16 protein-coding genes are annotated in these 14,314 nt (G+C 64.6%); 11 read left to right on the forward strand and 5 right to left on the reverse strand.

Going from position 1 to position 14,314, the window contains the following annotated elements:
* The first annotated feature begins 170 nt into the window (after positions 1-170).
* From pdxR to PD284_RS22105, 3 genes are all read left to right on the forward strand, one after another.
* Positions 171-1,664 (forward strand): MocR-like pyridoxine biosynthesis transcription factor PdxR, encoded by a 1,494-nt coding sequence (gene pdxR / locus PD284_RS22095; RefSeq protein WP_274630267.1) that lies wholly within the window; start codon positions 171-173, stop codon positions 1,662-1,664.
* Positions 1,665-1,861: 197 nt separating this feature from the next.
* Positions 1,862-3,451, forward strand: coding sequence for a trimethylamine methyltransferase family protein (locus PD284_RS22100; RefSeq protein ID WP_274630268.1), 1,590 nt, complete (start codon positions 1,862-1,864; stop codon positions 3,449-3,451).
* Positions 3,452-3,584: 133 nt separating this feature from the next.
* Positions 3,585-4,049 (forward strand): SRPBCC family protein, encoded by a 465-nt coding sequence (locus tag PD284_RS22105; RefSeq protein WP_274630269.1) that lies wholly within the window; start codon positions 3,585-3,587, stop codon positions 4,047-4,049.
* Positions 4,050-4,205: 156 nt separating this feature from the next.
* Here PD284_RS22105 and PD284_RS22110 read toward each other — a convergent pair whose 3' ends face one another.
* Positions 4,206-6,008, reverse strand: coding sequence for an IlvD/Edd family dehydratase (locus PD284_RS22110; RefSeq protein ID WP_274630270.1), 1,803 nt, complete (start codon positions 6,006-6,008; stop codon positions 4,206-4,208).
* Positions 6,009-6,159: 151 nt separating this feature from the next.
* On the opposite strand from PD284_RS22110, the gene PD284_RS22115 reads away from it, so the two are divergent.
* A complete protein-coding gene (locus PD284_RS22115) occupies positions 6,160-6,609 on the forward strand; it encodes an SRPBCC family protein (RefSeq protein ID WP_274630271.1) in 450 nt (149 codons plus the stop codon).
* A gap of 37 nt (positions 6,610-6,646) precedes the next feature.
* Here the strand turns inward: PD284_RS22115 and PD284_RS22120 are convergent, their stop codons facing one another.
* The 3 genes from PD284_RS22120 to PD284_RS22130 all read right to left on the reverse strand — a co-directional run bounded on the left by PD284_RS22120 (position 6,647) and on the right by PD284_RS22130 (position 8,461).
* Positions 6,647-6,934: a BrnA antitoxin family protein gene (locus PD284_RS22120; protein ID WP_274630272.1), complete on the reverse strand. Its 288-nt coding sequence runs from the start codon at positions 6,932-6,934 to the stop codon at positions 6,647-6,649.
* The gene (locus PD284_RS22125) at positions 6,915-7,190 is read right to left on the reverse strand and encodes a BrnT family toxin (RefSeq protein WP_274630273.1); all 276 of its coding nucleotides are present in this window, start codon (positions 7,188-7,190) and stop codon (positions 6,915-6,917) included. Before PD284_RS22125 ends, PD284_RS22120 begins: the two co-directional genes overlap by 20 nt.
* Before the next feature lie 101 nt (positions 7,191-7,291).
* Positions 7,292-8,461, reverse strand: a complete 1,170-nt coding sequence (locus PD284_RS22130; RefSeq protein ID WP_274630274.1) for an Mrp/NBP35 family ATP-binding protein — start codon at positions 8,459-8,461, stop codon at positions 7,292-7,294.
* 201 nt (positions 8,462-8,662) lie between these two features.
* On the opposite strand from PD284_RS22130, the gene PD284_RS22135 reads away from it, so the two are divergent.
* From PD284_RS22135 to PD284_RS22150, 4 genes are all read left to right on the forward strand, one after another.
* Positions 8,663-9,163, forward strand: coding sequence for a VOC family protein (locus tag PD284_RS22135; protein ID WP_274630275.1), 501 nt, complete (start codon positions 8,663-8,665; stop codon positions 9,161-9,163).
* A 54-nt stretch (positions 9,164-9,217) separates the two neighbouring features.
* On the forward strand, positions 9,218-9,637 hold the full coding sequence (locus PD284_RS22140; RefSeq protein ID WP_274630276.1) for a YciI family protein: 420 nt from the start codon (positions 9,218-9,220) through the stop codon (positions 9,635-9,637).
* 25 nt (positions 9,638-9,662) lie between these two features.
* The gene (locus PD284_RS22145; RefSeq protein WP_274630277.1) at positions 9,663-10,070 is read left to right on the forward strand and encodes a VOC family protein; all 408 of its coding nucleotides are present in this window, start codon (positions 9,663-9,665) and stop codon (positions 10,068-10,070) included.
* A gap of 141 nt (positions 10,071-10,211) precedes the next feature.
* Complete coding sequence (locus PD284_RS22150; protein ID WP_274630278.1) at positions 10,212-11,141, forward strand: LysR family transcriptional regulator; 930 nt, start codon at positions 10,212-10,214, stop codon at positions 11,139-11,141.
* Here PD284_RS22150 and PD284_RS22155 read toward each other — a convergent pair.
* Complete coding sequence (locus tag PD284_RS22155; RefSeq protein ID WP_274630279.1) at positions 11,116-11,376, reverse strand: hypothetical protein; 261 nt, start codon at positions 11,374-11,376, stop codon at positions 11,116-11,118. The genes PD284_RS22150 and PD284_RS22155 overlap by 26 nt on opposite strands.
* Positions 11,377-11,639: 263 nt before the next feature.
* On the opposite strand from PD284_RS22155, the gene PD284_RS22160 reads away from it, so the two are divergent.
* The 3 genes from PD284_RS22160 (at position 11,640) to PD284_RS22170 (ending at position 14,148) form a co-directional block, all read left to right on the forward strand.
* Positions 11,640-11,867 (forward strand): hypothetical protein, encoded by a 228-nt coding sequence (locus tag PD284_RS22160; protein WP_274630280.1) that lies wholly within the window; start codon positions 11,640-11,642, stop codon positions 11,865-11,867.
* 248 nt (positions 11,868-12,115) lie between these two features.
* Complete coding sequence (locus tag PD284_RS22165) at positions 12,116-12,595, forward strand: formate dehydrogenase subunit gamma (protein ID WP_274630281.1); 480 nt, start codon at positions 12,116-12,118, stop codon at positions 12,593-12,595.
* Entirely contained in the window at positions 12,592-14,148 is a 1,557-nt protein-coding gene (locus PD284_RS22170) for a formate dehydrogenase beta subunit (RefSeq protein WP_274630282.1), read from the forward strand. The genes PD284_RS22165 and PD284_RS22170 overlap by 4 nt, the downstream gene beginning before the upstream one ends.
* Positions 14,149-14,314: the final 166 nt, after the last annotated feature.

A 14,314-nucleotide genomic window follows, 5' to 3' on the forward strand; every position in this document is an offset into this window, starting at 1 on the left:
CGACGCATTTTTTTCAATCGATTTAGAATCAACGGCGACGTCGAAGCGTGTCGATCGATCACTGGCATAAATAGCAAAGATCAGAAAAATTAACTGGTGCAAGGCTTTGGCCCAGGACTACAAACTCATGGTCCAGGCTTTGGGAATCGAGGAAGCCACGGGAGACAGACATGCCGCAGCGTAATGACGTCGCCATCTGGTCCGGTCTCTTCCGGATCTCGCCGGAATCGGGGCAGACGCTGCAAGCGCAGATCCGCCAGGCGATCGTGGCCGCCATCCTCGACCGACAGATCGCCGCATCGATGCCCCTGCCCTCATGCCGCATCCTTGCAGAGAAGCTGGGAGTTGCGCGCGGCACCGTGGTTCTCGCCTTCCAGCAACTCGTCGACCAGGGGTTCCTGGTGGCGCGCGAGCGACGCGGGCATTTCGTCAATCCGGACGTGCTCGCCACCCCGGCCAAGCCGCAGCGCAAGCCGCCGGACGCCGCCAACTCGATCGATTGGAAGGCGCGCCGCCAGATCGCCGCGAGCGAGATGCCGCCGTCGGCCAATTATCGCAACTGGATCAAGTCGTCCTATCCGTTCGTCTACGGCCAGTTCGACCCGGCGCTGTTCCCGACGGCCGAATGGCGCGAATGCAACCGCATGGCGCTCGCCGTGCTCGAGATCCGCAACTGGGCGGCCGACATGGTGGACCGCGACGATCCACTGCTGATCGAGCAGATACAGGCGCGGCTGCTGCCGCGCCGGGGCATCTTCGCCAATCCGGACGAGATCATCGTCACGCTCGGCGCGCAGAACGCGCTCTACATGCTCGCCACGCTGCTGATGACCAAGGGCAGCAAGGTCGCCATGGAAGATCCGGGCTATCCCGACGCTCGTTCGATCTTCCGGCTGGCCGGCGCCGACATCGCGCCGGTGCCGGTCGACAGTTCGGGCATCGTTACGTCGGCCATCCCGTCGGACGCGGGCTTCGTGTTCGTCACGCCCAGCCACCACTGCCCGACCATGGTGCCGCTCAGCGCGGATCGCAGGCAAGACCTGCTGGCGCGGGCGGCGCGCGACAACCAGGTGATCATCGAGGACGGCTATGACAGCCAGCTCTTCGACGACGCCCCGCAGCAGGCCCTGAAGAGCCTCGATCGCACCGGACGCGTGGTCTATGTCGGATCGATGTCGAAGACGTTGGCTCCCGGCCTGCGCATCGGCTACATCGTGGCGTCCGCCGACCTCATTGCGGAACTGCGGGCATTGAGGCGCTTCATGCTCCGCCATCCGCCGGCCAACAACCAGCGGGCGATCGCGCTGTTCCTGTCGCTCGGCCACCATGACGCACTCGTTCGCCGGCTATCGACCGCCTTCGAGGAACGACGCAAACGTTTGATCCAGGCGATCTCCGCGTTCCTCCCCGAATGGCGTCCGACAGATTCGGCTGGCGGCACCTCGATCTGGCTCGAAGGGCCGCATGGCACCGACGCGCGCTCCATCGCCGAGGCGGCGGCGGCGCGCAGCGTCATCATCGAGCCGGGGGACCGCTTCTTCGACCAGGTCGACAAGCCGAGCAGGTTCATGCGGCTCGGCTTCTCCTCGATTGCCCTTCAGCACATCGAGCCCGGCATACGCGAACTGGCGACGGCGGCAGGCAGGAGACCGGCGGCGGCATAGCGGTTTCGACCGAAGCGCACCCTCCCAAGCGCGCACAGAATGGCCGGCATCGCCGGCCATTCTGGCATAAACAGCCGATACTCCTGGCCCACCCGCAGCTTCCTGCGCGGTTCGATACTCGTCGGAACTACAAGGGGAAAAGCCAGGCTCGCCTTCCTCCGGAACCGCGGCCTTCGGCAGAAAGGTGGCGTGTGGCGATGTCAGGCACGCTGGATATTCAGGCGCAGGCGACCGAGAGAGTGGGCAGGCGCTCGGGCGGGCGGGAGGCGCGACGGGCGTTGAGAGCGGCTCCGCTGGCCGAAGACATTCGTCCAGTCCGCGCCGGCCTCGAAGGCGGGCGCTACAAGCCGCTGGACGAAAACGACCTCTCGCGCATCCATGAGGCGGTGTTGACCGTACTGGAGACGGTCGGCTTCGCCAATGCCATTCCCTCCTGCATCGAGGCGCTGACCGGCGCCGGGGCGAGCCATGACGCAGACGGCCGCATCCGCTTCCCGCGCCGGCTGGTGCTGGACACGATCCGCAACGCGGCGCGCAACTTCACGCTCTGCGGCCAGGATCCCAAGCACGACATGGTCATCCAGGGCAAGCGCGTCCACTTCGGCACGGCGGGTGCGGCGGTGCACCTGATCGACGTCGAGAAGCGCGAGTACCGCGAGAGCCTGCTGCAGGACATCTATGATGCGGCCCGCCTGGTCGACGGGCTGGACAACATCCACTTCTTCCAGCGACCGATGGTGCCGCGCGACATCCCCGATCCGCTGGCGATGGATTTCAACACGCTCTACGCCTGCCTGATGGGCACGTCGAAGCATGTCGGCACTTCGTTCACGGTGCGCGAGAACGTGGCGCCCGCGCTGGAGATGCTCCACGCCATCGCCGGCGGCGAGGCGAATTTTCGGGCGCGTCCCTTCGTCTCCAATTCCAATTGCTTCGTCGTACCGCCGATGAAGTTTGCCGAGGACGCGTGCGGCGTGCTGGAAGCCTGCGTGGCTGGCGGCATCCCGATCCTGCTGCTTTCGGCCGGACAAGCCGGCGCGACGGCGCCCGCGGCGATCGCCGGAGCGGTGGTGCAGGCAGTGGCCGAGGTGCTCGCAGGCCTCGTCTATGTCAACGCGCTGAAACCCGGGCACCCGGCGATCTTCGGAGCCTGGCCGTTCGTCTCCGACCTGAGGACGGGGGCCATGTCCGGCGGTTCGGCCGAACAAGCGCTGCTGACAGCCGCCTGCGCGCAGATGGCGCAATATTACGACCTGCCCGGCGGTTCCGCCGCCGGTATGGCGGACTCGAAGCTACCGGACATCCAGTCGGGCTACGAGAAAGGCATCACCAACGTCATGGCGGGCCTCTCGGGCCTCAATCTCGTCTACGAGTCGGCCGGCATGCACGCTTCGCTGCTCGGCTTCTGCCTGGAAAGCCTGATCATCGACAACGACATGCTCGGACACTGCCTGCGCTGCGTGCGCGGCATCGCGGTCACCGACGCGGCGCTCTCGATCGATACCATCGCCGAGGTGTGCATGAGCGGGCCGGGCCACTATCTCGGCAACGAGCAGACGCTGAGGCTGATGCAGACCGAGTATTTCTATCCTGCAGTCGGCGACCGCCTCTCGCCCAAGGAGTGGAACGAGAAGGGAAAGCCCGACATCCTCATGAGAGCCATCGCCGAGAAGAAGCGGGTGCTGGCGACGCGCTTTCCCCGACACGTGCCGAAGTCGACCGACGACCGGTTGCGCGCCCGCTTCGGCGACCTGATCGCCCTGCCCCGCGCGACCATGGGCGGGTAGGCCGGAGAACCAGCGCAGCCCAGCCGCTCCCCCGTCGGCAAGTCCGCAGGCCAGGAAATTTCCGTATCGCCTGTCGGATCGGGGGCGGCTTGCTCGTCCTTGCGACACAACCATAAATCAAGGAAACCCGCAGATGACCGCAGCCAATGACCGCGAACTGACTCTCACCCGACTGATCGACGCGCCGCGCGAGAAGGTTTTTCGCTGCTGGACCGAACCGTCGCTGATGGTGAAGTGGTTCGCGCCGAAGCCCTGGTCGACCCCGCGCGCCGAGACCGACCCGCGCGCGGGCGGCAAGAGCCTGATCGTGATGGCCGATCCGGACGGCAACGAGTTTCCAAACGAGGGAGTCTATCTGGAGGTCGTACCGAACGAGAAGATCGTCTTCACCGACGCCTTCACCGATGCGTGGTTCCCGTCGGAAAAGCCGTTCTTCGTCGGCATCATCACATTGGCAGACGAGAACGGCAAGACCCGCTACACCGCGATGGCCCGGCATTGGACCAAGGAAGACTGCGACGCCCACGAAAAGATGGGTTTTCATGAGGGCTGGGGGCAGTGTGCAGCGCAGATGGAAGAGGTGGCGAAGACGTTGTGATCGCCGTCGAGCAGCGTGGCACTATTGCCGGCCCAGCCCGTCATGCTGGGTGGAGGCAAGCCGTTCCTTGCGCTGCTCGGGGTCGAGACGTTGCCGCTGGGCGTCGCTCTGCTCAGATACGCTACCTGAGCAGAGCAGTTTGTTGCGGCCGAGGCCTCAGTGGTTGTCGCGCGGGACGCCGCTGGTGTGCGCCACGTCGCGGTACTTCACCGCCGGCTTGAGCACCATGCCCTGATCGAATTGGTCGACCATGCCGCGCTGGATCTCCTGCCACGGCGTCTGGTGCTTCGGATAGTGGAAGCCGCCATTGCCGTTCAGCGCAGCCCTGCGCTGGGCAAGCTCCTCGTCGGAGATGAGGATGTTCGCCGTGCCCTTGTTCAGATCGATGCGCACGCGGTCGCCCGACTTCAATAGCGCCAGCCCACCGCCGATGGCGGCCTCCGGCGCCGCGTTGAGGATCGACGGCGAACCCGACGTGCCGGACTGCCGACCGTCGCCGATGCACGGCAGCGAGTGGACGCCCTTCTTGATGAGGTAGGCGGGCGGCTGCATGTTCACGACCTCTGCGCCGCCGGGATAGCCGACCGGCCCCGCGCCGCGCATGAAGAGGATGGTGTGCTCGTCGATGCCCTGCGCCGGATCGTCGATGCGGGCGTGGTAATCCTCCGGTCCGTCGAACACCATCGCCTTGCCCTCGAAAGCCTCCGGATCGGCCGGGTTCGACAAATACCGGTCGCGGAACTCCTTCGAGATCACGCTGGTCTTCATGATCGCGCTGTCGAACAGGTTGCCCTTGAGGTTGATGAAGCCGGCGGCCTTGAGCATCGGCTCCGCGACGGTGCGGATGACCCTGGTGTCGAGATTTTCGACCTTGCCGCAGTTCTCGCCGATGGACTTGCCGTTGACGGTCAGTGCGCCGGGGTTCGGCAGCAGCTTCTCCTTCATCAGCTCCATGACGACGGCGGGCACGCCGCCGGCGTGGTGGTAGTCCTCGCCGAGATACTCGCCGGCCGGCTGCAGGTTGACCAGCAGCGGGATGTCGTGGCCGATCTTCTCCCAGTCGTCATTGTCGAGCTCAACCCCGAGGTGCCGGGCGATGGCGTTGAGGTGGATCGGCGCGTTGGTCGAGCCGCCGATGGCCGAGTTGACGACGATGGCGTTCTCAAAGGCCTGGCGGGTCATGATGTCGGAGGGCTTGAGGTCCTCGTGCACCATGTCGACGATGCGCTTGCCGGTGGCATAGGCCATCTGGCCTCGCTCGCGATAGGGCGCGGGAATCGCGGCCGAACCCGGCAGCTGCATGCCCAGCGCCTCGGCGAGGCTGTTCATGGTAGTCGCCGTGCCCATCGTGTTGCAGAAGCCGACCGAAGGGGCGGCCGATGCAACGAGATCGATGAACTGCGGATAGTCGATTTCGCCGGCGGAATGCATCTCGCGCGCCTTCCAGGCGATGGTGCCCGAGCCGGTACGCTGGCCGCGGTGCCAGCCGTTGAGCATCGGACCGACCGAGAACGCGATCGCCGGAATGTTGACGGTAGCGGCAGCCATCAAGAGCGCCGGCGTTGTCTTGTCGCAGCCAACGGTCAGCACGACGCCGTCGATCGGGTAGCCGTAGAGCACCTCGACGAGGCTGAGATAGGCGAGGTTGCGGTCGAGATTGGCTGTCGGGCGCTTGCCCGTCTCCTGGATCGGATGGCAGGGAAACTCGAAGGGGATGCCGCCCGCCGCCTCGATGCCGGCGCGGACGCGCTTGGCCAGTTCGATGTGGTGCCGATTGCAGGGCGACAGGTCCGAGCCGGTCTGCGCGATGCCGATCAGCGGCTTGCCCGACTGCAGTTCCTCGCGGGTCAGGCCGTAGTTCAGGTAGCGCTCGAGATAGAGCGCGGTCATGCCGGGGTTGTCCGGATTGTCGAACCACTCCTGCGAACGGAACTTCTTCTTGGTAACTGGCCCAGCCATCGGTCACTCCCTGGAAATGCTGCGGCCATCGTTATGACAACGCTACCATCGCGGCAAGAGCCCGCGTTGCACGTCTACGTTCGGGACTTTGGTGCGATAGACAAGCCCGGGCCGCTGGACTACGAGAACGCAACACAGGAGGAGGACGCGCATGGCCCTGGTGATCGAAGGCGAAGAACGAATCGCGGCGCCGATCGAGAAGGTCTGGGCGGCGCTCAATGACCCGGCCGTACTCAAGGACTCCATTCCCGGCTGCCAAAGCCTGGAGAAGACGTCGGACAACGAGCTGGCGGCAACCGTCGTGCTGAAGATCGGCCCGATCAAGGCGACCTTCAACGGCGAGGTGACGCTGAAGAACCTCAATCCGCCGCGCTCCTACACCATCCAGGGCGAAGGCAAGGGCGGCATCGCCGGCTTTGCCAAGGGCGGCGCGGACGTGAAGCTCACCGAGGACGGCCCGGACAGCACCATCCTCAAGTACGAGGCAAAGGCGGATGTCGGCGGCAAGATCGCCCAACTCGGCAGCCGGCTGATCACCTCGACGTCGAAGAAGCTCGCCGGCGAGTTCTTCTCCACCTTCGGCAAGAAGGTGGGTGGATAAGCGGCCTGCGGATGGAGCCTGAGTGTTGGCGAGCCTGTCAGGCGCGCCGCCGTTCACGCTCCATGACGTGCAGGCGAAGGACACGGTTGATTTCCGTCTGATATCCCCCACCCGCAGCATGCTCCTTGAACCAGGCGAGCACATCGGCATCGAGCCTGATCGTAACCGGCTGCTTCAGAGGCCGGTACAGGTCCCCTCGCCGCGCATCCGTCCAGTTTTCCGCTGGCGCTTCCGGGATATCGCTCGTGTCGATCTGATCGTCCGGCAGCGCTTGCAGCCTTGCGAGCCGCGCCAGTTGTTCCGGCTTAAGTGCCTTCCTGCTCATAGCGCCTCCTTTCGTGGCTCGTCGCCTTACGAGCGCCAATGATCCGCACAAGTTCCTCGTCATCCCCGTCCGGGTAAATGTGGACGACGACCAGAACGACAACCGGACCGACCACTCCGATCGCATGCCAGCGTTGTTCTCCATCGTTGAAGCGGTCAGGGACGATTACACGTAGCGGATCGTCCCAGACGGCCTGTGCATCCTCGAACGCGACACCGTGCTTCGCGAGATTTCTGCGGGCCTTTTCGGATCCCACTCAAAGTGCACCAGCCACACCCCTCTTACGGAAATGTACATACACTCCCGCAAGACTTCAACCGGATGCGCATTTGGGCAACCGGTTGGAGACTGTCTGCGCTACTCGAACACGATCGCCGGCGTTGAAGCCTCGGCTGCGCCGCGCTCTTCCTTCAAACGGTCCAGGACCTTCGACGCGATATCGCGATAGATCCCGGCCTGCGGACCGTCCGGTGCGGAGGCCACCACCGGCGTGCCGGCGTCCGAGGTCTCGCGGATCTGCATCTCGAGCGGCACTTCGCCGAGGAATGTCACGCCAAGCCTCTCGGCTTCATTCTTCGCCCCGCCGTGCCCAAAGATGTCGTAGCGCTTGCCGGTGTCGGGGGCGACGAAGTAGCTCATGTTCTCGACGATGCCGAGCAGCGGCACGTCGACCTTGCGGAACATGTTGAGGCCCTTGCGGGCGTCGATGAGCGCCAGATCCTGCGGCGTCGAGACGATGACGGCGCCGGCCAGCGGCACCTGCTGCGCCATGGTCAGCTGCGCATCACCGGTGCCGGGCGGCATGTCGACGACAAGCACGTCAAGATGGCCCCAGTCGACCTCCCGCAACATCTGGGTCAGCGCCGAGACGACCATCGGGCCGCGCCAGATCATCGGGGTTTCTTCCTCGACCAGGAATCCCATCGACATGACCTTGAGGCCATAGCGTTCCATCGGCTTGAGCGTCCTGCCGTCGGCCGTCTCGGGCTTGCCCTTCAGGCCGAGCAGGCGCGGCATGGAGGGACCGTAGATGTCCGCGTCGAGCACGCCGACCTTCAGTCCCTTGGCCTGAAGCCCCAGCGCCAGGTTGATTGCTGTCGTGGACTTGCCGACGCCTCCCTTGCCCGACGCCACGGCGATGATGGCGTCGATGCCGGGCACGCCGCGCTTGCCGCTGCTGCGTGATGGAGGCGCGGGCGGCGACGTGCGCGCGGCCGGTGATGGCGCTGCCGGGCGGGGCGCCGGCCGGGCCGGCGGGGCGGCCTCCATGCCGCCACCCTTCTTCTCCGCCGTCAGCGCCACGACCACGCCGGCGACGCCCGGCATGGCTTTCACGGCTCGCTCAGCGGCCGCGCGCAGAGGCTCGAGCTCCTGCGCGCGAGCGGCCGGCACGGTGACGGAGAAGAAGACCTTGGAATCGGCGATGAAGATTTCCGAGACCAGGCCGAGGTCAACGATGTTGCCCGTGAAATCCGGACCATTGACGGTCCTCAGTCTCTCGATGACGGCTTCCTTGGTGACGGACATTTGTGTGTACTTCCCGGCGAGGTGTTAGCTTCCAGATAATGCAGATCAGGAGGAACACCAAGCCGCCGGCGCGCCGCCGCCGCCGCCAGCGGCGATACGGCGCAGAATTTTTCGGGTGCGGTGTCGGGACGCGCAGTTTCGACACGTCTTCATTCTGGGCGGCGGGAGCGCGTGCCGATCGCAACGGATGAGGAGCAAACGATGCAGAAGATCACGACCTGCCTGTGGTTCGACGACCAGGCCGAGGAGGCGGCAAGGTACTACACTTCCGTGTTCCGCAACGCCAAGGTTGGGAAGATCACGCGTGCGCCGGCCGGCGGCGAGCCCTATGTCACACAGGGCGCAGTTCTGACCGTCGAGTTCGAGGTCGAGGGGAATGGCTTCGTCGCCCTGAACGGCGGCAAGGTCGACTTCGCATTCAACGACGCCATATCCTTCCAGGTCTCGTGCGCCGACCAGGCGGAAGTAGACGAGTACTGGTCGAAGCTCACCGCCGACGGCGGACGCGAAGTGCAGTGCGGCTGGCTCAAGGACAAGTACGGACTGTCGTGGCAGATCGTGCCGGAGGCGCTGACCCGGCTCATCGCGGACTCCGACAAGGCCAAGGCCGGTCGGGTGATGGCTGCGATGATGCAGATGGTGAAGATCGACATCGCCAAGCTGGAAGAAGCGGCGGCAGGGCAACAAGCAAAGGTGGCCTGAGGGCCGGACCGACGCGATCCTGCACCAGCCCGCCAAGAGCAAGAGGAGAAAACCGTGCGTTTCATGATGCTGATGATTCCGAAGGGCTACGAATCTGCCCCTCCGGGCGTCGACCTCGATCCCGAGGCGGTCGCGCGAATGATGAAGTACAACGAGGAACTGCAGAAGGCCGGCATCCTGCTGGCGCTTGATGGGCTGCATCCGCCGTCGAGCGGAGCGCGCGTCTCCTTCAAGGGAGGCGTCCCGATCGTGACCGACGGCCCCTTCACCGAGTCCAAGGAGGTGCTTGGCGGCTACTGGATGATCGAGGTGAACTCGCGCGAGGAAGCCATTGCGTGGGCGAAGCGCTGCCCGGCCGGCGACAACGAGGTCATCGAGATCAGGCAGGTGCAGGAGATGTCCGACTATTCGGAACCCGTCCAGGATATCGTCAAGCAGTATCCCGACATGCCGATGAAGTCGTCACAGGCATAGTCCACCACTTGCAGGGAGGAAGCCCTTGAAGTTCGTCGTCTATCTCTCGTTCGACGGCAATTGCCGCGAAGCTTTCCGGTTCTATGCCGACGTGTTCGGCGGGACCATCGTCAACATGGTGACGCATGGCGAGACGGAAGTCCGCGCCCATGTGCCGGAGGACTGGCACGACCGTATCATCAATGCCCACCTTGTTGCCGGCGAAGCCGAACTGATGGGCGCCGATTCGCCGCCCGGTTCCGGCCAGCCGTCCGGCTTCTCCGTATCGATCCAGCTTGAGGACGCCGCTCAGGGCGAGCGCATCTTCAACCGGTTCGCCGAGGGCGGTTCGGTCCTCATGCCGTTCGAGAAGACCTTCTGGGCCGAACGCTTCGGCATGGTCACGGACCGCTTCGACACACCCTGGATGATCAATTGCGGCATGGCTCGCTGAGGCAGCAGCCCGCCCCAGCATGGTCGCCCGCCTGATCGGCGGGCGCCACGGCCGTCAGTCGGTATTGCGCCGGCACGGCTTTTCCCCGACTGTTCCGCCACGAAGAATCTTGGGGCGGCGGTGGAGCGCCCGAACGGACGCATGATCGACAAGCTGGAATTCTTCATCGCGCTGGCAAGGGCCCAGCATTTCCGGCGAGCGGCCGACGACCTGGGTATCACGCAGCCGACGCTGTCGGCCGCCATAAAACAGCTGGAGGACCAGCTCGGCGTACTGCTGGTCAAGCGCGGGTCACGCTTTCAGGGCCTCACCCCCGAGGGGGAGCAAGTGCTCGCCTGGGCGCGCCGCATCACCGGCGACGCGCGCACCATGCGCGAGGAAATGCGCGCCGCCCGTCGCGGCCTTGCCGGACGCATCCGCATCGCTGCGATCCCGACCGCGCTGGCCATGATCCCGAAGCTGACCACGCCTTTCCGCGAAAAGCACCCGGGCGTGACCTTCTCGATCCTGTCGCGGACCTCGATCGAAGTCCTGTCGCTGCTCGGCAACTTCGATGCCGATGTCGGCATCACCTACCTCGACAACGAGCCGTTGGGACGCGTCGTCAGCGTGCCGCTCTATTCGGAGCGCTACCAGCTGATCACAGCTGCCGGAAACGAATACTCGGACCACAAGACTGTGACGTGGGCGGAGGTGAGCGAGTTGCCGCTCTGCCTGCTGACGCCGGACATGCAAAACCGCCGCATCATCGACCAGCATCTGGCCGAAGCGGGCGTACAAGTGCGGCCGACGCTCGAGTCCAACTCGATGATCGTGCTCTTCTCGCACATCCGGACCGGGAAATGGTCGTCGATCATGCCGCTCAACCTCGCCGAGACCTTCGGCTTCGCCGAGCCGATCCGCGCCATCCCGATCATCAAGCCCGATGCGAGGCACACGGTGGGTCTCGTCGCTGCGCCCCGCGAGCCGCACACACCGCTGGTCACGGCGTTGCTGGACGAGGCCGTCACGCTGGCGCGAGATTTCGCAAAGGCTGAGCGGGCACTCAGTGCATCAACGAAGGCAGGATGATCTCGACAACGGCGTGATCCGTCGAAACACCATCGAATTCCATCGCGGCGCTCATGCTTTGACCCTGCAAGAGCAAGGCGTGCTCGATGTCTTCGAGGGCCACGTTCTCGCGTTCATTCCTGCTGCTGACGGCTCTTGCTATTGCGGGAATGTTCAAGACACCGTGCTCGTCGAGTTCCGACTTGACCGTAACCTCAATATCGGCCCGCAACGCATGCGAAAAAAGTCGTTTCATAGCGCGGGCATCCTTATGTGGGAAATGCTCAAGTGGAACGATAACCCACGCATCGCCGAATGTAAACAGAATTCGCTGATTACCCTTTTATTTTCAATTAGTTAGTAGCTTTCACCGTTGCACCATAAGTGACGTTTCGCGGATCATGACACATGGGTGCAGCAATCTCATCAACCGTGTAAAACGATTGGTATTGCAAAGGCGCAAAACCCATCCATATAGTCACTTACTCATTATTGGTCCTTGGGGAAGGAGCCTAATCCGTGTCGGAACTCGAACGTCCTGAGCGTCTGCAAATCATGCTCAGCGGTGAGGAGCTGTTGGCCGTCGAGAATTTCCGCTTCGAGAAGCGCATGCCGAGCCGAGCTGCCGCCGTACGCGAACTGCTGCGCCGTGGACTGGCGGCGGAGGGGTTCCTTTCCGCGGAGGTAGGCGTGAAATCTCAGGATTTCGGTGTCCTCGACAAAGACACCAACGGGACCGACACCTAGCGCCCGACTCCAACCGGCAGGGCGTGGATCGCACTACTGGGCAGGTCGCGTCTGAAAGCGGCAGCGAAGAGAAGACAATGGCGCGAACAGGCCATGGTCCCCGATGCCCATGCGATATCAAGAAGCTGGAGGAAGGTTGATAGAATTCTTCTATCGAGCCACGAAACCGCTTTATTGATCTGAGCGGTTTCAACTGCTGTCATAAGCACTTAGCGTCGGGAGCGACGCGGATTCAGGGAGGGCGCTGCATGGCGATGCAGCTCGCAAGTACCGAAATCGAAGCGCGGACGGCCGGCGTTGTCGCCGAACTGAAGGACCTTGAGGGTCCCCTGCTGCCCATCCTGCACCAGATCCAGGACGAGTTCGGCTTCGTGCCGGAAGAATCCCTTCCCGTGATTGCCGAGGCGCTGAACCTCTCGCGGGCGGAAGTCTACGGCGTGGCGACGTTCTACCATGATTTCCGCCGCCACCCGGCCGGCCGGCACGTGCTGAAGCTCTGCCAAGCGGAAGCCTGCCAGTCGATGGGCTCCGATGCCGTGGCCGCCAAGGTGAAGCAGGCGCTCGGGATCGGCTTCCACGAAACCACCAACGACGGTGCGGTGACGCTGGAGCCGGTCTATTGCCTGGGCCTCTGCGCGTGCTCGCCGTCGGCCATGCTCGACGGTGAGGTGATAGGCCGCGTCGATGACGCAAAGATCGACGAGATCGTCGAGGCGGTGCGCTCATGACGGTCGCAATCTACATTCCCGACGATTCAGGAGCGCTGGCGCTCGGCGCCGACAAGGTTGCGAAGGCCATCGCAAGCGAGATCGCGGCGCGCGGGCTCGACGCCCGGATCGTGCGCAACGGCTCGCGCGGCATGTTCTGGCTGGAGCCGATGGTGGAAGTGGCCACCGAGGCCGGCCGCATCGCCTACGGACCGGTGAGCGCGAGGGACGTGCCGGGCCTTTTCGACGCCGGCCTGACCTCAGGAGCAGAGCATCCGAAGCGGCTCGGCAAGGTAGAGGAGATTCCCTTCTTCGCTAAGCAGACACGCCTCACCTTCGCTCGCGTCGGCATCACCGATCCGCTGTCGCTGGACGACTATCGGGCGCATGGCGGGTTGCGCGGTCTGGCGAATGCGGCCGCCATGCCCCCCGCCGACATCGTCGCGCAGGTGACGGAATCCGGGCTGCGGGGGCGCGGCGGCGCGGGTTTCCCGACCGGCATCAAGTGGAAGACCGTGCTCGATCAGAGAGACGCACGCAAATACATCGTCTGCAATGCCGACGAAGGCGACAGCGCGACTTTCTCCGACCGCATGATCATGGAAGGCGACCCCTTCGTCCTGATCGAAGGCATGGCGATCGCCGGCATCGCGACGGGCGCGACCAAAGGCTACGTCTACATCCGCTCCGAATATCCGCACGCGATCGACAAGATGCGCAAGGCGGTGGAGATCGCGCGCACGGCCGGCGTGCTGGGCGTCAACGTGCTGGGTTCGCCCAACGCCTTCGACATCGAGATCCGCGTCGGCGCAGGCGCCTATGTCTGCGGCGAGGAGACCTCGCTGCTGAACTCGCTGGAAGGCAAGCGCGGCGTGGTGCGCGCCAAGCCGCCGCTGCCGGCGATCCAGGGCCTGTTCGGCAAGCCGACGGTCATCAACAACGTCATCTCGCTCGCCTCGGTACCGATCATCATGGATCGCGGCGCGCAGTTCTACAAAGACTTCGGCATGGGACGCTCGCGCGGCACCATTCCCATCCAGATCGCCGGCAACGTGAAGCATGGCGGCCTGTTCGAGGCGGCGTTCGGCATGACGCTCGGCGAACTGGTGGACGACATCGGCGGCGGCACCGCGACGGGCCGGCCGGTGAAGGCAGTGCAGGTCGGCGGGCCGCTCGGGGCATACTTCCCGCGCGCGCTGTTCGACACCGCCTTCGACTACGAGGCCTTCGCCGCCAAGGACGGGCTGATCGGCCATGCCGGCATCACCGTGTTCGACGACACGGCCGACATGCTGAAGCAGGCGCGCTTCGCCATGGAATTCTGCGCCATCGAGAGCTGCGGCAAGTGCACGCCCTGCCGCATCGGCTCGATGCGCGGGGTGGAGGTGCTCGACCGCATCGCGCAGGGCATCGAACCGGCGAAGAACGTCGAACTGGTCACCGACCTCTGCAACACGATGAAGTTCGGATCGCTGTGCGCGCTGGGCGGCTTCACGCCCTACCCGGTGATGAGCGCGCTGACGCATTTCGGCGAGGATTTCGGGCCGCATCCCGTGAAGGAGGCGGCGGAGTGATGGCGTGCGCCAACATCCTCTCCCCCCTCGAGGGGGAGATGTCGCCGAAGGCGACAGAGGGGGTAACCTCAGAAGGCACCGCCGTGGCGTCGAGCACTGCCGCACGTACCCCACCCGGCCGCTTCGCGGCCACCCTCCCCTCAAGGGGGAGGGAAATAACCCCCTT

This window comes from Mesorhizobium shangrilense, assembly GCF_028826155.1.
GTDB lineage: Bacteria > Pseudomonadota > Alphaproteobacteria > Rhizobiales > Rhizobiaceae > Arvimicrobium > Arvimicrobium flavum.